The sequence below is a fragment of the Schaalia naturae genome (genome assembly GCF_042665795.1).
Taxonomy (GTDB): Bacteria; Actinomycetota; Actinomycetes; order Actinomycetales; family Actinomycetaceae; genus Pauljensenia; species Pauljensenia naturae.
The window spans coordinates 293,756-314,864 of record NZ_JBHTEF010000001.1; the positions used below are offsets into that span (position 1 = coordinate 293,756).

The 21,109-nt window shown below is 68.6% G+C and carries 14 protein-coding genes, 1 tRNA gene and 2 rRNA genes; 11 read left to right on the top strand and 6 right to left on the bottom strand.

Going from position 1 to position 21,109, the window contains the following annotated elements:
- The first annotated feature begins 3 nt into the window (after positions 1–3).
- From ACFQWG_RS01285 to ACFQWG_RS01310, 6 genes are all read left to right on the top strand, one after another.
- A complete protein-coding gene (locus tag ACFQWG_RS01285; protein ID WP_380971409.1) occupies positions 4–1,317 on the top strand; it encodes a molybdopterin molybdotransferase MoeA in 1,314 nt (437 codons plus the stop codon).
- 10 nt (positions 1,318–1,327) lie between these two features.
- The gene (locus tag ACFQWG_RS01290; protein WP_380971411.1) at positions 1,328–2,002 is read left to right on the top strand and encodes a GNAT family N-acetyltransferase; all 675 of its coding nucleotides are present in this window, start codon (positions 1,328–1,330) and stop codon (positions 2,000–2,002) included.
- 339 nt (positions 2,003–2,341) lie between these two features.
- Positions 2,342–3,421 (top strand): hypothetical protein, encoded by a 1,080-nt coding sequence (locus tag ACFQWG_RS01295; RefSeq protein ID WP_380971413.1) that lies wholly within the window; start codon positions 2,342–2,344, stop codon positions 3,419–3,421.
- Positions 3,422–3,551: 130 nt separating this feature from the next.
- A tRNA-Ala gene (locus ACFQWG_RS01300) sits at positions 3,552–3,624 on the top strand.
- 159 nt (positions 3,625–3,783) lie between these two features.
- Positions 3,784–4,545: an aromatic amino acid DMT transporter YddG gene (gene yddG / locus ACFQWG_RS01305; protein ID WP_380971415.1), complete on the top strand. Its 762-nt coding sequence runs from the start codon at positions 3,784–3,786 to the stop codon at positions 4,543–4,545.
- A gap of 363 nt (positions 4,546–4,908) precedes the next feature.
- Positions 4,909–5,319, top strand: coding sequence for a TetR/AcrR family transcriptional regulator (locus tag ACFQWG_RS01310; RefSeq protein ID WP_380971417.1), 411 nt, complete (start codon positions 4,909–4,911; stop codon positions 5,317–5,319).
- 51 nt (positions 5,320–5,370) lie between these two features.
- On the opposite strand, the gene ACFQWG_RS01315 is transcribed toward ACFQWG_RS01310, so the two are convergent.
- The 3 genes from ACFQWG_RS01315 to ACFQWG_RS01325 form a co-directional block, all read right to left on the bottom strand.
- Positions 5,371–5,970: a response regulator transcription factor gene (locus ACFQWG_RS01315; protein ID WP_380971419.1), complete on the bottom strand. Its 600-nt coding sequence runs from the start codon at positions 5,968–5,970 to the stop codon at positions 5,371–5,373.
- Entirely contained in the window at positions 5,967–7,178 is a 1,212-nt protein-coding gene (locus tag ACFQWG_RS01320) for a sensor histidine kinase (protein WP_380971422.1), read from the bottom strand. The genes ACFQWG_RS01315 and ACFQWG_RS01320 overlap by 4 nt, the downstream gene beginning before the upstream one ends.
- A gap of 374 nt (positions 7,179–7,552) precedes the next feature.
- Positions 7,553–8,083 carry a hypothetical protein gene (locus tag ACFQWG_RS01325; protein ID WP_380971424.1) on the bottom strand — a complete coding sequence of 177 codons (531 nt, stop codon included), beginning with the start codon at positions 8,081–8,083 and terminating at the stop codon, positions 7,553–7,555.
- Between the two features lie 306 nt (positions 8,084–8,389).
- Between ACFQWG_RS01325 and ACFQWG_RS01330 the strand changes: the two genes are divergently transcribed.
- Positions 8,390–9,373 (top strand): malate dehydrogenase, encoded by a 984-nt coding sequence (locus tag ACFQWG_RS01330; protein WP_380971425.1) that lies wholly within the window; start codon positions 8,390–8,392, stop codon positions 9,371–9,373.
- Positions 9,374–9,510: 137 nt separating this feature from the next.
- A complete protein-coding gene (locus tag ACFQWG_RS01335; RefSeq protein ID WP_380971426.1) occupies positions 9,511–10,665 on the top strand; it encodes a calcium:proton antiporter in 1,155 nt (384 codons plus the stop codon).
- 35 nt (positions 10,666–10,700) lie between these two features.
- Here ACFQWG_RS01335 and ACFQWG_RS01340 read toward each other — a convergent pair whose 3' ends face one another.
- The 3 genes from ACFQWG_RS01340 to ACFQWG_RS01350 form a co-directional block, all read right to left on the bottom strand.
- Positions 10,701–11,894 (bottom strand): DUF2804 domain-containing protein, encoded by a 1,194-nt coding sequence (locus tag ACFQWG_RS01340; protein WP_380971428.1) that lies wholly within the window; start codon positions 11,892–11,894, stop codon positions 10,701–10,703.
- A 93-nt stretch (positions 11,895–11,987) separates the two neighbouring features.
- Complete coding sequence (locus tag ACFQWG_RS01345; protein WP_380971430.1) at positions 11,988–13,889, bottom strand: glycoside hydrolase family 2 protein; 1,902 nt, start codon at positions 13,887–13,889, stop codon at positions 11,988–11,990.
- Positions 13,886–15,301, bottom strand: coding sequence for an MFS transporter (locus tag ACFQWG_RS01350; protein ID WP_380971432.1), 1,416 nt, complete (start codon positions 15,299–15,301; stop codon positions 13,886–13,888). The genes ACFQWG_RS01345 and ACFQWG_RS01350 overlap by 4 nt, the downstream gene beginning before the upstream one ends.
- Positions 15,302–15,406: 105 nt before the next feature.
- Here ACFQWG_RS01350 and ACFQWG_RS01355 point away from each other — a divergent pair, with 105 nt between their 5' ends.
- From ACFQWG_RS01355 to ACFQWG_RS01365, 3 genes are all read left to right on the top strand, one after another.
- Positions 15,407–15,751, top strand: coding sequence for an MGMT family protein (locus ACFQWG_RS01355; protein WP_380971434.1), 345 nt, complete (start codon positions 15,407–15,409; stop codon positions 15,749–15,751).
- 360 nt (positions 15,752–16,111) lie between these two features.
- Positions 16,112–17,664 (top strand): 16S ribosomal RNA (locus ACFQWG_RS01360).
- Positions 17,665–17,888: 224 nt separating this feature from the next.
- Positions 17,889–20,999 (top strand): 23S ribosomal RNA (locus ACFQWG_RS01365).
- Together the 16S and 23S rRNA genes form the textbook arrangement of a ribosomal RNA operon.
- Positions 21,000–21,109 lie beyond the last annotated feature (110 nt).

Here is a 21,109-nt window from a genome sequence, read left to right on the forward strand (position 1 = left end):
CCGATGCGCTCCGTCGCCGACTTCTACCGGGACTGCCTGGCGATCGTCGGGCAGCAGCCCGAGCTCGACGTCCAGCTCGCCGACGCCGTCGGCTGCGTCCTCGCCGAGGACGTCGAGGCGCCGTTCGACCTGCCCGTCGCGGACCTCGCGGGGTGCGACGGCTACGCGGTGCGCTCCGCAGACCTGGAGGGCGCCCGGCCCGAGGCGCCGGTGGTCCTGCCCGTCACCGAGGAGGTCCGCGCCGGCGAGGTCGACCCGGCCGCGTTGGTCCCCGGGGCGGCGATCCGCATCGCCTCCGGCGCGCCGATCCCCTCGGGGGCGGACGCGGTCATCGCGTTGGATTTCACCGACCACGGCCTGGCGCGCGTGGCCGTGCGCACCCAGCCGGCCGTCGGCGAGAACATCCGCCGCAAGGCCGAGGACGTGGAGGAGGGCCGAATCGTCCTGCGCCGCGGGACGCGCGTCGGGGCGCGCCAGGTGGCGTTGCTGGCCGGGGTCGGGCGCTCCCGGGTGCTGGTCCACCCCCGGCCGCGTGTCGTCATCATCTCGATCGGCGACGAGATCGTGGAACCCGGGCGGCGGGCTCGTCCCGGGACCGTCTTCGACGCGAACGGCCATGCCCTGTCGACCGCGGTCGCGGATGCGGGCGCCCAGACGTTCCGCGTGGCGGCGGTCCCCGACGAACGCCAGATCCTGCGCCAGACCATCGAGGACCAGCTGGTGCGCGCCGACCTCATCGTCACCACCGGAGGGATCTCCTACGGGTCGGGCGACACCGTGCGCGAGGTCCTGGGAGCGCTGGGAACCGTCCGCTTCGACAATGTGGCGGCCTGGCCCGGGCATATCCTCGGGGTCGGGACCGTCGGGACCTCAGCCTCCGGGGACCAGGCCTCCGGTCCGGGCGGGGAAGCCGGCGGCACGCTGACGGGCGGCGGCATTCCGGGCGGGGCCTCCGACGGGTCCGACGGCGAGGGGACGCCGATCTTCTGCCTGCCCGGCGACCCGGTGTCCGCCCAGGTGTGCTTCGAGGTCTACGTCCGTCCGGCTCTGCGCCACATGCAGGGGTGGTCGGTCCTCAACCGGCCGAGCGTCCAGGCCCGCGTGGACCGGTCGTGGTACTCCCCGCGCGGACGCCGGGAGTTCGTGCGGGTGCGGCTCAGCGGGGATCCGCGTTCCGGCTACCAGGCGAAGGTGATGGGGGCTCCGTCCTCGCTGTTGCTGTCCGCGCTGGCCGAGTCCAACGCGCTGGCCGTCGTCCCCGAGGACGTGACGAACGTGCGCTCGGGCGACGCCCTGCGGTGCCTGGTGCTGGACTGAGGCCCGGGCCGTGCTGCGGAGCGTGTGGGGGAGGCCCCCCTCGGAGCTGACCCTGCGGGTCGCGGACCCCGTCGACCGGGGCCTCATCCGCTCCGTCGCGTGGACGCCGGATCCCGCGGAGATGGCGGTCCGCCCCTGCCTGGGCCGCGATCACCGTCGCGTGGACGAGGCCCGTCGCTCGAACCGGCTCTGGCTGAGCCCGTGGGAGGCGACGCTGCCGCGGGGCGCCGAGGAGCTGCTGCCGGATCTGTCCACCTATCGGCGGACCAGCGACCGCCAACAGCGCGAGGGCACGGGGCTCATGATGGTGGTCGAGCTGGACGGGTCGGTCGCCGGGTTGATCTCGCTGTCCGGCGTCCAGCGCGGCGCGATGTCCCAGGGGATGCTGGGGTACTGGATGACGCAGGAGGCGGCCGGGCGCGGCGTCGGGGCGCTCGCGGTGGCGATGGTCATCGACCTCGTCATCGGCGAGCTGGGCCTGCACCGCATCGAGGTGAACGTCCGGCCAGAGAACAGCCGGTCGCTGGGACTGTGCCGCAAACTAGGCCTGCGACGGGAGGGGCTGAGGACTCGGTACATGAACATCGCCGGGGAGTGGGCCGATCACGTGGCTTTCGCCATTGACGCGGAGTCGCTGCCCGCGGGCGGGCTGGTCCGCTCGATCTGGGGGCAGACGGTCGCCTGAGGCCGCCGCGATCTCCAGACGCCGGGGCCGTCGGGCGCGCTGCTCCCGAACCATGGCGCGTCGACCCCGACGGCTCCGCCGTCATGGCCGTCCCGTGCGCGGACCCGGTCTCCCGGCGGGACGCCCGTTGCGCCATGACCTGGGAGCGTGTGGGCGTGATGGGACGGCTGGTGCGCGTGCCGGGCCGGTGTCTATTGACGTGAGACGGGTGTGGCAACTGTGAACGAAGTGACGCCTGTTGTTAGTGAGCCGCCAACCCTCTCGCCGCGTCGGCGTGAATCGTCAACACACCGGCACCGCCGCGCAGACGAGTCCGCGTGTGACCCTAGCGTTGGCTCCATGGGATACGGGGGCTTGGTCGTGGCGGCGATGTTCGCCGTGCTCATCCTGCTCGTCTTCCCGTATGCGGTGGACAGGCAGACGGCTCTCACCCAATCGCGTGAGTCCGATCGTTTCTCGCCGCGTATGCGGCTGCTGCGCGCCGAGGGCCCGCCCGCCTCGGCCCGCGGAGCGATCGAAGCCCATGGCGGGGGCCGGAGGTCGCAGCCGCTCCTGTCTGTCGCGCCCCAGGTCGCCCGCCAGGGCCAAGAGGACCCAGGAGAGATCATGACGTCGCAGGAGGATTCCGCGCGCCGCCCCCGCACGCGCGTCCATGCGGAGGATGAGGATGGCGCCCAGTCGCAGACCCTGCACGAGGTCACGCGCCTGAGAGCGCGCCGAGCCGCCCGACTGTCGCGCGAGCGGGCGGCAGGTCGGCGCCGGATGCTGGCCTCGGCGTCGCTCGCCGCCGCGACCCTGGCGGTGGTCGCTCTCGCCGCTGCGACGCTGGTCGCGTGGGCATGGGTGACTCTCCCTGCAGCCACGCTGGCAGCGGCCCTGGGCCTGTCGCGCGGTGCGGCCGTGCGCTCCGAGCGCGCCCAGCGGGCCGAGGACGTCGAGATGCGCGTACTGCGCGAGAAGCTGCGCGCGCATGCCGCGGCGGCGCCCGCGCTTTCGGGGGTGCGTCATGGCGCGGAGGTCGGCGGCGTGTCGTCCCCCGGGCCGGAGGCACGCCGCGAGGCCGAGCCCGCCGCCACCGGCGCCTCTGTGGCCGAGGCCGTCACCGAAGCGGACGCGGTTCCCCGGACCGAACGCGCAGAACCCGCCGACGCCCCTCGCCGGACCGGCTCCCCGCGGCGCGAATGGAGCGTGCCCGACCTGCCAGCGCCCTCCTACGCCGTCCGTGGGCGCGTCGAAGGGCGCAGCGTCCATCCCGACACCGACATCCGCGGCATCCCGCAGGTCGAGGCCGCCGTGCCCGCGCGACCCGTCGCTGGCGGGCAGTCGCCGCGAGGAGTGCGCTCGACCGAGGAGGTCGTCGCCTCCCAGCCCGTCGCTTTCGACCTCGAGGCCGTGCTGGACGCGCGCCGGGCGGAGTGAGCCGGGCGCGGACGGTTGGCGCGTAGGTCGCCGCGGGCTCGGGAACGGCGATCGCGTGGTGATGCTCAACACCTCATGGCCTGCTGAGATGCAGAGCTCTTCGTGCACGTGGTAGCCTGAACTGGCAGTTGGGGCTATGGCGCAGTTGGTAGCGCGCTTCGTTCGCAATGAAGAGGTCGGGGGTTCGAATCCCCCTAGCTCCACAAATCCCCCAGATCCCGCGGAAGGCTGCGGATCTGGGGTTTTCGGTCGTTGGAGCGCACCGAGGCGAGTCGAGATGGCATCGAGCCCGCGCATTTATGCACGCTAGTACATGATTTTCATCAAGACGGCGGATGCGGTGTTCAGGGATGGATCGCCTCGTGAGCGGACCTAGGATGCGCGGGACCCTGATCGGGTTGGCGGCCATCGTGTTGTGGAGCGCGATGGTCGGGCTCATCCGCTTGGTTTCGGTCAGGTTCGGTCCGATGCTCGGGGTCGCCCTCATCTACTCCCTCGCAACCGCCTTGCTGTGGGTGACACGGAGTCCACAGCACCTCAGGTCCTTCCCGCTCCCGTACCTGTTGGTCGGGGGAGGGCTCTTCGTGGTCTATGAGGTGTCGGTGGGACTGGCCGTCGGTCTGGCGGAAGGCAGCGAGCAGACGCTCGAGGTCAGCATCGTGAACTATCTGTGGCCGACCTTCGCCGTGCAGTTGAGCGCGGTGACGAGTCGCGGCTGGAAGATGTCGTGGCTGGTCCTTCCCGGGGCGGTGACGGCTGCGGCGGGAATCGCGTGGGTGGTCGGCGGCGATGGGGGGCCGGATCTCGCCCACATCATCGGCAACGTCGCCTCGAACCCCCTCGCCGACGCGCTCGCCCTCATCGGTGCGGTGGCATGGGCGTGCTATACCGTTTTCTCGCCCTCGATCTCCCGGGGACACGATGGGATCACGGTCTTCTTCACCGGTGTCGCCGCCGCTCTGTGGATCGTGTACGCAGTGGCAGGGGAGCACGTGGGCGTGTCATTCTCCCCGGGGTCTGTGATGGCATTGACGGCCGCGGCCGCCGTGATTGCCGTGGCATACGCGTGCTGGAACGTCGGGATCGCCCGTGGAGACGTGCGGGCGCTGTCGGTCGCGTCCTAGGCCACGCCCGTGTTGTCCTCCATCGTCGGTTCCGTGCTGCTGGGCACGACCCTCGACATGTCGTTCTGGTTCGGCGTGCTTCTGGTCGCCATCGGTTCGATCTGCGGTTGGCGGTCGATGCGCGCGCCAGCGGCGGACACTGCGTCGGAGGAAGACCGAGACGGGACTGCGGTGTCGACGGTTGGCGGCAGGCGCGCTCCTGGCAGAAGAGGAGGAACTCATGGCTCGAACGAGGAACACGCCAAACGATCCCCGCCGCCGCGAACGGATCGCAGCGGCGGCGATGCGGTTGCTCGAAGACGGGGGCGTTGACGCGGTCAGGCGCGTGTCGTTGCGGCCTCCGCGCACGTCCCGGTCGGGTCGGTGTCCTACTACTTCCCTTCCGTCAGGGCGCTCCTGTTGGAGGCGAGCCGCCGCGTCGCCGATCTGCGCGCCGACAGCCTGACCCAGTGGAGTGACACGGTCACGGCAGACACCCTGATCGGCGCGCTCGCCGAGTTGATCCACGCACAGATCACCACCGGACGAGGCCTGACCGTCGTCGCCTACGAGCTCTACATCCTCGGTCTTCGCGATGAGGAGTTTCGCTCGGTCGCCGAGACCGTCAACCGGGCTCTTCGCGACGCCCTGGCCCATCACCTGCCCTCTGACACCGCCGACCACCTGGCCACCACCGCGGAAGGCCTCCAGCTTGCCGCGCTCGTCCACCGTCCGACGCCGGACACGGCCACCCTCGTTGAGGCGCTTCGCGGAAGAGCCGAGACACAGCCGTAGCGGACGCCGCGGATGCGGCATGAAGCGCAGGCAGGCCGCCGGCGCGCTCCCTCAGGGCCGGATACCGGCCTGAACGGCGTAGGAGACGAGCTGAGCGCGGTCCCTGGCGCCGACTTTCATCATGGCGCGGTTCGCATGCGTCTTGACCGTGAACGGGGATAGGAACAGCTCGGCGGCGATCCGGGTGTTGTCCAGTCCGGATACGATCGCTGCGACGATCTCATGTTCGCGTGGGGTGAGCGAGGCAAAGCGGGCGACCATGTCCGGGTCCACGAGGGTCGCCCGCTCGTCGGCGACGTGGTCGATGAGGGCGGCGCCCGCGGTCGCGGACAGGGCGCCGCCACCGTCGGCAACCTCGCGGATGCCCGCGGCGAGCACATTGCGGTCCTGATCGAAGGTGGTCAGCACGATGATCTTCAGCGTGTCGGCCGAATGGGCGCGCCGCAGCCGCCGGATGGCCTCGACCCCGTCGATGCCGGGCATGCGCAGGTCCATGAGAACCACGTCAGCTTCCGTGGTGTCGAGCAGGGTGATCGCCGCCAGTCCGTCGGCCGCCTCCCCGACCAGGTCGAGGTCGGGCTGGGCGGCGATCATCGTGCGCAGCCCGAGCCGGATCATCTCCTGGTCGTCGACCATCGCGACTCGGATCATTGTTGGTCCCCTCCCTCGACGGGCAGATATGCCCAGAGCCAGAACAGGCCGTCATCGGTCTTCGTGTCGATCCACCCGCCCACCGAGGCAGCCCGCTCGCGCATTCCGACCAGCCCGTACCCGTTCCTCTCGGCGCGGGTCGGGGCATCGCCCCCGTCCCGATCAGCGCGCACGTTGACCGCCTCGACCGTGATCGCCTCGTCGTCGACGCCGACCTTCAATGACACCGCGCCGGTGCCGTGCTTCTGTGCGTTCGTCAGGGCCTCCTGCATGATCCGGAAAGCCGCCGCGGACACCGGTGCGCCCAACGGTCTGGGCGGTCGCGCCACGGTCGCCTCCACGTCGAGACCGGCGGCGCGGGACGCCCGGACGAGGTCGTCGATGCGCTCGAATCCCGCTGCGGGCGTCGTCGCGTCCTCCCCCTCTGAGGCCGCTCGGAGCATCCTCAGTGTCTGCTGGGTGCCGGCGAGGATCTCCTGGATGCCTCCGCGCACCGCATCCAGGTCGGCTCTGGCCTCGTGAGCGTCCGCCGGCAGATGCACCTGCGCGGCGCCGAGCCGCATGGACACGAGCGCCACCTGGTGGCCGACGATGTCGTGCAGGTCGCGGGCGATACGCACCCTCTCCTCGGCCACACGCCGCTGGGCCTCCGCCTCCCGTGTGGCCAAGGCCTCCCGGGTGCGGGCCTCCAGTTCCGCCCGATAGCGGCGGTGGCTCCGAATCGCGCTCCCCGTGGCGGCCGCCGCCAATGCGGAGATGCCCGCCACCGACGGAATCGGCTCCTGGAGGCTGAAGCCGCCCTGCGCCATCGCCACGGCGGCGAAGTTCGCCGCTCCCACGACCAGCCCCACCCACAGTCCGGGCAGCGCCCGCAGCGTCAACCACAGCGCCGCGAAGACGGCCAGGTTCCATGTGACGATCGGATCCCATCCGAGCAACGTCGACGCCACCGGTGCCGCCGCGACCAGGGAGAGGCCGGGCCAGGGCCATCGCCAGGCCACGGCGATTCCCGCCGTCGAGACCGCCAGAGCGAGGTATCCGCCCGGCCGCCATGTCTCCAGCTGGCCCGGCACCCCAGCGGTCCCGATCGTGAGGGCGCCGACCACCGCGATGATCCCGATGACGCCAAGGACCAGAGCGTCCAGCGGCCGAGGTCGGCGCGGGACCGCCGGCGTGCGGGGCATCGGGGCCGGGGAAGCAGAGGTCACGTGGGGATTCTCGCACCGCGTCAGCCTCGCCGCGTACTGCATTCGCAGTAGACCGGCATCCTGCCACCGGACGATCGTGCGCCCGGCTCGGACAGCGCGAATGCTCTCTGCGCCGGGAGTCGTCCGGAGTCGGGGGACGGTGGTCCACGATGGAGACGGTCCCGCTCCATGATGGGAGCGGGACCGTCCGTCGATTGCGGTCGTGCCGACCCCTCCCGGTGGGGAAGGCGCAGTTCACTTGCGGCGCGACTTGCGTGCCACGGCAGTGGCGATGATCGCGATGGCGGCGACGGCGATGACGATCACGACGCCCCAGGCCAGTCCGCTCATGGTTCCCCTCCCTTCTCGTGCGATGACGGCGTGTGCGGAGGCGCTCAGGCCAGCAGGTGCGCGGCTTCTTCGGAGGCCTCGTAGACGATGTCGTACTGGTGGTCGATCTGCGGCGTGACGGTGGCCGTCCGGCTGGCCCTGATGCGCCCGAAGACCAGGTACCCAGCCAGCCAGCCGATCAGGCCGATCCCTCCCAGGGGGATCGACAGACCCCAGCGTCCCGCCTCGATCGCGAACACCGACCCCGCCAGGAAGGCGCAGCCGACGATGCCGATCCCCACCGACGTCGTGAACGCCGACGTGGTCTTGGACTTCTCCAGGGCGGCGATCTCGGCAAGGGCCTGTTCGGCCTTTCGCTGGAGCTGGACGACCTCCGGACGGTTCTTCAGGTGTCGCGGCCGCTTGAGTTTGAGGTTGACCATGCCCGTGCTCGGCAGGGCCTGGCCGTAGCCCTCCACGGTCCATCCGAAGTTCACGTAGGTGTCCCGGTACAGCGACTCCAGGTCCCGATCCGCACGAATGGCGGCGTATTCGTATGTCGCCGGTGCGGCAGCCTGGCCCAGTTCCTCAGCCATGGTGTCTCGCTTTCTCGAACGTGCCCCGGCGCTGTCGTGCCGGGGACTCCCCATCCCGGGGAGCACCTCAATGCTCCCGATCCGATACGCCTGTGGCGTCGTCCGTGCGAACGCATTTGCGCTACTGCGACGGCAGTACGGACGGCCCGCGCCGTCTGCCGGCCGGGCAGCGGACAGGCGCGGCGCGCGTCCTCCGGACATCAAGTCGCGCTCCCGGTTCGACGGCCGGCCGGACGGCGTCCTCCGTGGCGGCCTCGTCTAGGCTCGGGCACGCATGTGTTCCAGGTTCGGGCGGAGGTCCAGGCGGTGCCAGTCCAACGGCGAGTCGTCGTCATCGGTTCGGGGCGTGTGGGCGGGGCCGCCGTGGGCGCGATCGTCGCCACCGGCTGCGTGGAGGAGGTCGTGGTCCTCAACCGCCATCACGGCGCCGCGTGCGGGCAGGCCGCCGACCAGGCCGACGCCGCGGCGTGGTCCGTCTCCTCCCCGGTGCGTGTCAGGGCGGGGGGCCTCGAGGACCTGGCCGGCGCTTCGCTCGTGGTAGTGACGGTCGGCTCTCTTCCCCGCAGCCAGGCCCCCGACGGCCGCCGCGAGGTCGCCGCCGCCAATGCCTCGATACTGCGTCCCCTCCTGTGTGAGATCGCGTCGCGGTCGGCGGACGCTCCGGTGCTGATCTCGACGAACCCGGTGGACGCGATGGTCCAGGTCGCCGCCACCGAGTTTCCCTTCGCCCCGGGCCGGGTCCTGGGTACGGGCACGTCGCTGGACTCGGTGCGTCTGCGCCGCGTCATCGCGGACCGCTTCGGGGTCTCCGTGTCCTCGGTGGAGGCGGTGATGCTCGGCGAGCACGGGCCCGCGGGGTTCCCCCTGCTCTCCGGCGCCAGCGTGGGAGGCGCGCGGCTCGCCGACGTCGCGCGCGCCCTGCCTGGAGCGCCCGGCGCCTTGGCCGATCCCGAGTCGCTCCGGGAGAAGGCCAATGCGATCGGCTGGGACATCCGGCGCCTCAAGGGCGCGACCAGCGCCGGCATCGGTCAGTGCATCGCCAGGATCGCGCGGGCGGTGGTGCGCGACGAGATGAGCGTGGTCCCGGTCTCCTCCTTCATCCCGCCGGGAGAGGGATGGGACGGGGTCGGAGACGAGGCTGGGGTGGCCGTGTCGGTCCCCTGCGTCGTGGGGGCCGCCGGTGTGATCCGGCGCATCCCGGTCCATCTCGACGACTGGGAACGGGAGTGCTTCCGTTCCTCTGTCGAAGCGGTGCGCGCGACCGTGGCCCACATCGCGCCTGGTCCCTGACGCGGAGAGCTCCGCCGTCGCTGTCCCGAGGTCTTTTGCTACTCTGGCGCGGCGGGCGGATGCCGTCTGCCGGCCGGGACGACCCGGCTGATCTTCTTCCACCCCGGGACGGCCCGGGACGAAGGAGATGACGGCACATGGCACGCTCCGCACAGGTCCTCCGGATCCGGGCTCGAGACGTCGCGCGCATCGCGGTCGGATGGGGCGCGTGCGTCGGACTCCTGGTCGCCGGCCCGCTCCTGGAGCCGTCTGTTCCGACGGCGCTCCTGGCGGGCGTCCTCGTCGCGATCGTCGTCGTGATCACCGTCTGCGCGTTCGGCGTTGTCGGGCAGGCCGAGGCGCTCGCCCACCGTCTGGGCGACCCGTATGGGTCCCTCGTCCTCACGCTGTCGATCGTGCTCATCGAGGTCGTCCTGATCTCCGCCGTCATGCTGGGGCCGGGCGAGCACGCCACGATCGCCCGGGACTCAGTCATGGCGGTCGCGATGATCATCATGAACCTCGTCATCGGCCTGTCTCTGCTGCTCGGAGGTCTGCGCCATGGAGGCCTGGCGCACAACTGCGCCGGCACCTCGGCCTACCTGTCGATGCTGGCCGTGCTCGTCCCGCTCGCCCTCGTCCTTCCCGCGTTCGTCGGGACGGAGGGGTCCTACGCGGTGGCACAGGAGGTGCCCGTCGTCGTCCTGACGCTCGGGGCCTACGCGTTCTTCCTCCGGCGCCAGACGGGGGCCCAGGCCGCGGACTTCCAGGAGGTCGGCGAACGGAGCCCCGACCCGTCGCGCGCGCGTGGCGACGAGGGCGCCCAGCCGCTGCCGATCGGCCGGGTCCTCGCCGGGAACCGGCGCGAGATCGCCGCCAGGATCCTGGCGCTCATCGCGATGGCCATCCCCATCGTCCTGCTTGCCCACGACATGGCCGTTCTCCTCGACGACGGGCTCTCGCGGGTGGGAGCGCCCCCGGCCCTGGCCGGCCTGCTGATCGCGATGATCGTGTTCCTCCCCGAGTCCCTCACCGCCGTGCGCGCGGCTCTCGCCGGGGAGATCCAGCGTGTGAGCAACCTGTGCCACGGGGCGCTCGTGTCCACCGTCGGGCTCACTGTTCCCGCGGTGCTCCTCATCGGGGCGGCGACCGGGCAGACGGTGGTCCTGGGGGAGTCGCCTGCGAACCTGGCCATGCTGGGGACCACGATGCTGCTCTCCGTCGCCACCTTCGCCGCCCGCCGCGTCACGGCGATCCACGGGGCGGCCCACCTCGTCCTGTTCGCCGCCTACGCCGTCACCCTCCTTGGCTGAGGCGCCGGACGACGACGAGGGCGCCGCCGCCCCCGCTACCAGCGGTTGAGGACGTCCTCGGCCCACCCCTCGATGCCGTCGACGCGCACCCGTTCCCCCAGGTCGTCGCGCACCCACCCGGCCCACGTCCCGAAGACCTGGTCGGCACGCTGGGAGAGCGCCAGTGCGTTGACGGCGGAATGACGGTGGTGGAACGGGGTGAGCGTGAGATCCGCCGACTCGCCGGTGATCCGCCACGGCCGCATCCAGCCCTCGCGGGAGGAATCCGGGTGGGCTCCGGCGCCATCGCCGTAGTCCCAGCGCAGCTCCTCGGAGATCTTCGAGACGTGGCCGTCCACCACCAGGGCGTTCTCCGTGGCGCCGGAGCCGTCGGTCCACTTCGCGCCGAGCTGCAGCCCGACGATGCGCCCGTCCCGCGCTCCCGATCCGGCGGCCCAGTTCCACTGCACCCGGTACGGCCAGCGCCCGCGCCCGTGGTCCAGCACCGCCCAGGCCCGTCCCGCCTCGCCTCCCACCCGGTGGCGTACGCCGTCGACCGCGATCCACCCGCGCGTCGGCCGGGCGACGTCCTTGAGCGTGTACTGGAAGCGCCGGACGCGGCCCCGCGCGTCGGCGGAGTCCCTCCAGGGGATGACGACCCCCATCCGCTCGTGCCCCGCAGGCAGGTCGGCGACGAGGTCGAAGGAGACGCGCGGCGTCCATCCGCGCAGCCGTGTTCCGCGGTCCCCGGCCCCGCCGCCTGCGCCGTCCAGCTGGTCCAGAGCGAGCCGGAGCCCTCGGCTGCGCGCCCTGGCCGGTCCCTGCTCGGCCGACGGCGGCAGGAGGGTTCCCGCCGTGGCTCCGAGGGCGCCCGGCGTGCTCCGCCCGCCGGTGACGGCGGGGAGGAGGGCTCCCCGTTCGATCTCCTCGCCGGTGGACCGGTCGAGCAGCCACACCGAGCTCAACCGCAGATAGTCGATGTCGGACACCGTGAGCGCGAGGATCCATCGGGGCGTCATGACGGCCCAGTACTCCCAGCGCTTGTCGCGCCCCCACACGCCGCGCAGCCCACGGCCGTCGTGGTGGGGCCCGGCAGCGGCGTCGTCAGGCCGGGCGCGCCGGCCTCGCAGTGGTCCTCCGATGCCGGAGGTGTCGTGCATGGGTTGGCGGGTCCATCCGACGGCCTCGGGGTTGAGCGATCCGTCAGGGAGCGTCAGGCGGACGGGGACGGAGATCTCGGTCTCATTCATGGCAGCGGCGACCTCGTCGATTCGAGGGGAGGAGAAGCGGAGGGAAGGGAGGGGACGAAGGAGCGGCACAGGTGCGCGGAGGCGGGCAGTGGGTCACGGGCTCACCTGTCCGGGGAGCCGCAGGCGGGAGAGCACCGCCCGCATCGCCGCGACGTCGACCTTGACGACGCGCCGGTCGGAGGTCGTCAGGCCGTTGTCCTCCCCCTCGACGTCGCTGAGCTGGGTGTACACGGTCGCGGAGAGGCCGCGGTGCAGGGCGGGGAGGATCTGGCGGCGGTGGAGCCGCGCCAGCGCCGCGGTCAGCGTCTCGCGGGAGCGGTAGCGGCGGTACCCGAAAGGGCGGACGCCGGCCAGAGCGTGGCCGTCGACGCGCAGGCTGTACCCGCCGTACTCGGACAGGACGACGGCGCGCGGCCCGGCGCGCCAGGCCCGGCGCATCCGGAAGGGGCGGAAGTAGACGTGCAGGCTGCGCACGTCCCCGCCCCTCTGGTCGTACCAGCCGGAGGCGTGGTCGATGACGCGCGTGTCGTCGAGGTCCCGGAGCTGCTCGGCCACGCGCGCCGCATCGAACTGGCCCCAGCCCTCGTTGAAGACCACCCAGGCCACCACCGACGGCGCGTTGCGCAGGTGCCGCACGGTCTGGGCCATCTCGTCGAGGAACTCCCCGCGTCCGGCCGCGTCCTCGCGTCCGAAGAGCTCGTAACGGTGGTCGTCCACGCGCAGGTCCAGGAAGGCCGGCGCGGTGATGACCTCGGGGCGGTACGGGCCGCCGCCGTTGACCATGTCCTGCCACACCAGCATCCCCAGCCGGTCGCAGGCGTGGTACCAGCGCAGCGGCTCGATCTTGATGTGCTTGCGGATCATCGTGAAGCCCAGCGACTTCGCGAGCTCGACATCGTAAACCAGCGCCTGCTCGGAGGGCGCGGTCAACCAGCCGTCGGACCAGTACCCCTGGTCGAGCACGCCCGCGGGGAAGTAGGGCCGCCCGTTGAGGAGGATGCGGGGGATGCCGGCGCTGTCACGGCCGATGCCCACCGCCCGCAGCCCCGTGTAGGAGGCCACGTGGTCGCGGCCGAGACGGACCTCGATGTCGTGGAGGAAGGGGTCCTCGGGCGACCACAGGCGCAGGCCGGTCACGGGAAGCTCCAGAGAGCGGACGGCGCCGACGGGGACGCGGGTGCGGGCGATCTCCCTGCCGCGGCCGCTCACCACCACGAGCGCAGTGGCGTCGGGCGCCGCCCCGGGAGCCTCCACGGTGACGTCCAGGCGCGCCCGCGTCAGCCGGCCCTCCCGGTCGAAGGCCAAGCGCGGCGTCAGGGCGAGGGCCTTCACGCCGCCGGTGGGGACCGGCTCCATCCACACGGTCTGCCAGATGCCGGACTGGGGCCGGTACCAGATACCGCCGGGGGACAGCCGTTGCTTGCCCCGGGCGTGGAAGGACCGATCCGTCTGGTCGCGGACGGCCACGACCAACTCGAACGAGCCGGCCTCCGCAGGGGGCTCTCCCAGGTCCACCGAGAACGGCGTGAATCCGCCGACGTGGGAGGCGACCGGCTCTCCGTCGACGTGGACGACGCACTCCTGGTCGACGGCGCCGAAACGGAGGACCAAGCGCTCCCCGCTGCGCCGGAAGCCGTCGGGGACCTGGACGGTGCGGCGGTACCAGAGGACCTGGTCGGGAAGCAGGGTGCGCCCCACCCGCGACAATGGGGTCTCGGGGGAGAAAGGCACAAGGATGCGTCCCTGCCATTGGTCCCCCCGAGGCGGAGAGCCGGCCCAGGAGACGCCGGCTGCCTCGGTGCCGGGCGCCTGCGTGATGGCCCAGTCCCACCAGCCGTTCAGGCACGCCCAGCGCTCGCGGACCATCTGGGGTCGCGGATAATCCTCCAGGACGTGGTCCGGGTCCAGGGACTCGCCCCACACGGTGAGCTGCGGAGCGCCCCTTGCCGCGGTGCCGGCCGCGTCGCGGCGGGCCGCAGAGGTTGTCGTGGTCATGGGATATCGGCCTCCCTCGTCTCCATCATCCTCGCGTCGCTGCGTCTGAGCAGCGCGATGGGGATCAGCGCGAGCGCCGCGATGAGGGCGGCGACCAGGAAGATCGAGGGCGTGGGCACCTGGCGGACCCGTCCGAGTTCGACATAGGTGGCCTGCGAGCCGACGATCACCGCCGCTCCGATGTAGGGGCCGACGACCATCGGCACCAGGGTCGCGGCGACCATGCGCAGGCCCTGAAGGGTCCCTGCGCGGTCTGCGGGCGTGTGGTCGCGCACGATCGCCGAGGTCGTGGCCGTCGACAGCATCATCGCGGCGATCATGAGGATCCCTGCCAGGACCACCGTCACCGTCGAGCGGGCGAGGAAGGTCAAGCCCAGTCCGGCGGCGAAGAGGACGACGGCCGGAACCTGCGCCCGCAGCTTACCGACGCGGTCGATGACCCTCCCGCCCGCCACGCTCAGCGCCGAGGCGACGGTGAGCACGATCCCCAGCACCACCGCGTAGCCGTCGATGCGCAGGTAGTACTGGATGTAGATGATGAGGTATGGCAGGAAGACCTGGGCGGCCGTGCCGAGCACGCACCACACGAGCAACGCCCAGTACAGTCCCGGGTTCGCGCGCACCTCGGCGGGGCGCAGCAGCGCGACCAGGCTGCGGAGGTAGCCGGCCGTCCCGTCCGGGCCCTCCCGGCGCCTCTTCTCGGTGTCTGCGCCTCGAGGCGCATGGGACGGCGCTTCCCGCACGAGGAACCACGAGGCGGTCCCGACGATGGAGGTGGTGGCGCCGACGATGCCGAAGAACAGCGACCAGCGTCCGGAGCGTGTCAACCCGTCCAGGGCGCCGAAGACGACGAGCATGGCGACCAGCGGCAGCACGGCGAGCGTCGCGTCGACACGGCCCCGGTTCGTCGGATCGGTGACGTCGGTGACCCACGCGGAGAAGGCCGCATCGTTGGCGCCCGCTCCCAGGAAGGACATCACGCAGTCCAAGACGACGATGGCGGCGACGGTGGCTCCCACCGCGCTGACCGGCCCGACCAGTCGGGCGAGCGCGTCGACCCCGACGACGCCGAAAGCTGCCGTGGACAGCCCCCACAGGAGGTATCCGATCGCGATGAGCTCGCGCCGGCGCCCCCACCGGTCGCTGGCCGTGCCCAGCAGGGCCGCTGCGACGGTCGCCGTGACGGCCGAGGCGGCGACCATCGTCGCCGTGGCGGTGGGATCGGAGGTGACCGTCTGATAGAGGTAGACATTGAGGTACATGTTCTCCACGGCCCAGGCCACCTGGCCGGTGAGCCCGACCACCAGCAGTGTCGCCCAGACGCGCGCGCTCAGCCGGGTGCGTGGCCGGGGGACGGGCACGCTCGCGGGGGCGGGGACCCCGGGGTCGGGTGAGTGCGACGGCGATGTCATGGATGCTCCTGGGACGAGGCGGGGCTGGAGGACGGAGGGACGGCAGGGACGCGGGCAATGGTGACCGCCATCATAGGCAGCAGGGGGCATGCCACACTGGGCCTTGTGGATGACCTGGTCGTGGAGCGCGTCCTGCGCGCCGTCGAGTGCGTGCCGCCCGGGCAGGTGGCGACGTATGGCCAGATCGGCGCCGTGGTCGGGATCGGGGCACGGCAGGTCGGGCGGATCCTGGCGACAGAGGGGGCGCCCGTGCCGTGGTGGCGCGTCGTCAATGCGCGCGGACGTTTCCCATCCGCTCTGGCGCTCCGGGCGCTGTCCGAGTGGCGCCGGGAGGGCACGCCCATCGACGAGGGCGTCCCTGCCGTTCGGATCGGAGAGGCACGGGTGGAGGCCGGCGCGCTGGTCCGGGCATGGAGCGTGGCCTGCGCAGACCTTCCGCCGGAGTTGTGAGCAGCCGCACCCGTCGCCAGGTTGACCCGCACTTCCGGGATGCGTAATCTTTTCATTCGTCGCCGCCGGACAGTCCACAAGGAATGATCCGGAGACGTGGCCGGGAAAGCGAATCGAATGGATCCCCGATTTGACATCGGAGAGCCGGACGGTAAACTTGACGGGCCGCCGATGAGGCGACGTCCTCCTCCCTGATGACTGCTTTTTGTGGTTGTTGGTGTGTGGGTGTTGTTTGTGAACTCGATAGCGTGTTTGTTTTTGATGCCTGTTTTTTGTTTTTTGGTTGGGGTTGTCTTTGGCTGGCTTGCTGCTGTTGTTGTGGTGGTGGGTTGGTTGGGGGTTTCTCTGGATGTTTGGTTTTGTTCGGAGAGTTTGATCCTGGCTCAGGACGAACGCTGGCGGCGTGCTTAACACATGCAAGTCGTACGGGCTGCTTGGGGGTTTTTCTTCTGGGTGGTGAGTGGCGAACGGGTGAGTAACACGTGAGTAACCTGCCCTCTTCTTTGGGATAACGGCTGGAAATGGCTGCTAATACCGGGTGTGGCCTCGTGCCTGCATGGGTGTGGGGTGATAGGGCCATCGTTTGGTGGTTTGGTGGGGGATGGGCTCGCGGCTTATCAGCTTGTTGGTGGGGTGATGGCTTACCAAGGCTTTGACGGGTAGCCGGCCTGAGAGGGTGACCGGTCACATTGGGACTGAGATACGGCCCAGACTCCTACGGGAGGCAGCAGTGGGGAATTTTGCACAATGGGCGAAAGCCTGATGCAGCGACGCCGCGTGAGGGATGGAGGCCTTCGGGTTGTGAACCTCTTTCGCTCATGGTCAAGCCGCGGGTTTGCTCGTGGTGAGGGTAGTGGGTAAAGAAGCTCCGGCTAACTACGTGCCAGCAGCCGCGGTAATACGTAGGGAGCGAGCGTTGTCCGGAATTATTGGGCGTAAAGGGCTTGTAGGCGGTTTGTCGCGTCTGCCGTGAAATTCCTTGGCTTAACTGGGGGAGTGCGGTGGGTACGGGCAGGCTTGAGTGCGGTAGGGGAGACTGGAATTCCTGGTGTAGCGGTGGAATGCGCAGATATCAGGAGGAACACCGGTGGCGAAGGCGGGTCTCTGGGCCGTTACTGACGCTGAGGAGCGAAAGCGTGGGGAGCGAACAGGATTAGATACCCTGGTAGTCCATGCTGTAAACGTTGGGCACTAGGTGTGGGGGCCGCCCTTGGTTTCCGCGCCGTAGCTAACGCTTTAAGTGCCCCGCCTGGGGAGTACGGCCGCAAGGCTAAAACTCAAAGGAATTGACGGGGGCCCGCACAAGCGGCGGAGCATGCGGATTAATTCGATGCAACGCGAAGAACCTTACCAAGGCTTGACATGCACCCTGGGTGGCCTGAGAGGGTCGCGCATTTGGTTGGGGGTGTGCAGGTGGTGCATGGTTGTCGTCAGCTCGTGTCGTGAGATGTTGGGTTAAGTCCCGCAACGAGCGCAACCCTTGCCCTATGTTGCCAGCACGTTGTGGTGGGGACTCGTGGGGGACTGCCGGGGTGAACTCGGAGGAAGGTGGGGATGACGTCAAATCATCATGCCCCTTATGTCTTGGGCTTCACGCATGCTACAATGGCTGGTACAGAGGGTTGCGATGCCGTGAGGCGGGGCGAATCCCTTAAAGCTGGTCTCAGTTCGGATTGGGGTCTGCAACTCGACCCCATGAAGGTGGAGTCGCTAGTAATCGCAGATCAGCAACGCTGCGGTGAATACGTTCTCGGGCCTTGTACACACCGCCCGTCACGTCATGAAAGTTGGTAACGCCCGAAGCCCATGGCCCAACCACTGTGTGGGGGGAGTGGTCGAAGGCGGGATTGGCGATTGGGACGAAGTCGTAACAAGGTAGCCGTACCGGAAGGTGCGGCTGGATCACCTCCTTTCTAGGGAGTGCTGCCACGGTTTGTTTGGGGTTCCGGGTGGTCCGGGGTCTTGGTTGTGGTGGGGCTGGGTGTCGGGGGCTTGCACGCTGTCGGGTTCACTTCCAACGCCTGTTGGGGGTGGTGGCCTGCTTGTGGTCCTGCGTGGTGTGGGGTTGTGGGTGTGGTGGGTTGTTTGTGTACTGCATAGTGGTTGTGAGCATCTTATTTGCTGTGATTGTGTGTTTTGTTGAGTTTTGTTGGGCATTCGGTGGATGCCTTGGCATTGGGAGCTGATGAAGGACGTGGCGGCCTGCGATAGGCCTCGGGGAGTTGGCGAGCGAGCGTTGATCCGGGGGTGTCCGAATGGGGGAACCTGGCTGGGGTTGTGCCTGGTCACCATCACTTGAATTGATAGGGTGGTGGGGGGAACGCGGGGAAGTGAAACATCTTAGTACCCGTAGGAGAAGATATTCCGTGTGTAGTGGCGAGCGATAGCGGATGATGGCTAAACCTTGTGCGTGGATAAGTCGGCGGGCGTTGCGTGTGGGGGGTTGTGGGGCTCATTTGTCTGTCCTCTGCCGGGGGTGGGCATGCTTGCGCGTGTGGAGTTGAATCGTCTGGGATGGCGGGCCGTAGACCGTGAGAGCCGGGTAGGTGGACGTGCGTGTGGGTGTGTGGGGTGGGTGCCCGAGTAGTGCGGGGCTCGTGGAATCTCGTGTGAATCTGCCAGGACCACCTGGTAAGCCTGAATACTACCCAGTGACCGATAGTGCATAGTACCGTGAGGGAATGGTGAAAAGTACCCCGGGAGGGGAGTGAAATAGTGCCTGAAACCGGGTGCCTGTAAGCCGTCGGAGCCTTGTGGGGTGACGGCGTGCCTTTTGAAGAATGAGCCTGCGAGTCAGTGGCATGTGGCGTGCTTAACCCGTGTGGGGGAGGCGTAGCGAAAGCGAGTCTGAAGAGGGCGTGTGTCGCGTGTCCTGGACCCGAAGCGGGGTGATCTACCCATGGCCAGGTTGAAGCGGTGGTAAGACGCCGTGGAGGACCGGACCCACCGGGGTTGAAAACTCGGGGGATGAGCTGTGGGTAGGGGTGAAAGGCCAATCAAACTCCGTGATAGCTGGTTCTCCCCGAAATGCATTTAGGTGCAGCGTTGCGTGGTGCCTGGTGGAGGTAGAGCGACTGGATGGTTGATGGGCCCGTTGGGTTACTGGCGCCAGCCAAACTCCGAATGCCGTCAGGTTAGCGTGGCAGTGAGACTGCGGGGGATAAGCTTCGTGGTCGAGAGGGAAACAGCCCAGATCATCGGCTAAGGCCCCTAAGCGTGTGCTGAGTGGGAAAGGATGTGGGGTCGCGTTGACAACCAGGAGGTTGGCTTAGAAGCAGCCATCCTTGAAAGAGTGCGTAATAGCTCACTGGTCAAGTGGCCGTGCGCCGACAATGTAGCGGGGCTGAAGTGCACCGCCGAAGCCGTGATGCCTTGATGTGCTGTCCTTTTTGGGTGGTGTGTTGGGGTGGGTAGGGGAGCGTCCTGCTTGCGGTGAAGCCTGGGGGTGACCCGGGGTGGAGCGGGTGGGAGTGAGAATGCAGGCATGAGTAGCGAGATCTGGGGTGGGAATCCCCAGCGCCGATAGACCAAGGGTTCCAGGGGCAGGTTGATCCGCCCTGGGTTAGTCGGGTCCTAAGGCGAGGCCGACAGGCGTAGTCGATGGATGACCAGTTGATATTCTGGTACCGCCTACCAACCGGCAAGGGCTGCTGCTTTGGGGTAGCTGGGCTGTCCTGGTGCTCTTGTCTCCTTCGGGGGGTGGGGGTGTTGGGGTCGCTGGGTGTGTCCTGGGTGGTGGTGAGCGTGTTGACAGGGGTGACGCAGGGAGGTGGCTGCCGCGCACCGGTGGTTGTGTGCGTCTAAGGTTGTGGCCCGTCCGCCAGGTAAATCCGGTGGGTGTTGTGGGTGAGGACTGATGGGGCTGCCCGTTTGGGTGGCTGGTGGTGTGCCTGTACTGTCGAGAAAAGCCTCGACGCGAGGGTGGTGGGCGCCCGTACCCTAAACCGACTCAGGTGGTCTGGTAGAGGATACCGAGGCGTTCGAGTGAATCATGGTTAAGGAACTCGGCAAAATTCCCCCGTAACTTCGGGATAAGGGGGACCTCTTGCGGTGGCGCGCCCGTGCGGTGTGGCTGCGGTGGGGGGTCGCAGAGAATAGGGAGAAGCGACTGTTTACTAAAAACACAGGTGCGTGCGAAGTCGTAAGACGATGTATACGCACTGACGCCTGCCCGGTGCTGGAAGGTTAAGAGGAGGGCTCATCCCCACGTGTGGGGTGCAGGCTTGAATTGAAGCCCCAGTAAACGGCGGTGGTAACTATAACCATCCTAAGGTAGCGAAATTCCTTGTCGGGTAAGTTCCGACCTGCACGAATGGCGTAACGACTTCTCCGCTGTCTCGACCGTGAGCTCGGTGAAATTGCAGTACGAGTAAAGATGCTCGTTTCGCGCAGCAGGACGGAAAGACCCCGGGACCTTTACTGCAGCTTGGTATTGGTGTTCGCTTGTGCTTGTGTAGGATAGGTGGGAGACTGTGAGGCCGCGGCGCTAGTCGTGGTGGAGTCGTCGTTGAAATACCATTCTGGTTCAAGCGGTCATCTAACCTCGGCCCGTGATCCGGGTTGGGACAGTGCCTGGTGGGTAGTTTAACTGGGGCGGTTGCCTCCTAAAGAGTAACGGAGGCGCTCAATGGTTCCCTCAGCCTGGTTGGTCATCAGGTGGCGAGTGCAAGTGCACAAGGGGGCTTGACTGTGAGACCGACGGGTCGAGCAGGTGCGAAAGCAGGAACTAGTGATCCGGCCATGGCATGTGGGTGCGTGGTCGCTCAACGGATAAAAGGTACCCCGGGGATAACAGGCTGATCTTGCCCAAGAGTCCATATCGACGGCATGGTTTGGCACCTCGATGTCGGCTCGTCGCATCCTGGGGCTGGAGTCGGTCCCAAGGGTTGGGCTGTTCGCCCATTAAAGCGGTACGCGAGCTGGGTTTAGAACGTCGTGAGACAGTTCGGTCCCTATCCGCTGCGCGCGTAGGAAACTTGTGGAGGGCCGTCCCTAGTACGAGAGGACCGGGATGGACGAACCTCTGGTGTGCCAGTTGTACCGCCAGGTGCATGGCTGGGTGGCTATGTTCGGGAGGGATAACCGCTGAAGGCATCTAAGCGGGAAGCCTGCTCCGAGATGAGGTTTCCGGGCCCCTCCTTGTGGGGGGTGTGAGGCCCCCGGTGGATGACCGGGTTGATAGGCCAGGAGTGGAAGCCCTGTAAGGGGTTGTGAGCTGACTGGTACTAATGGGCTGATACTCAACATTCACGCCCGCCCCCTTTCGTGGGGGTGGCGGCGGTTTTGGTGCTCACAATCACTGTGCGGTTCACGACCAACCCGCCCACGCTCGCCCGACCTTCCTCTTGGAGGGTTGGG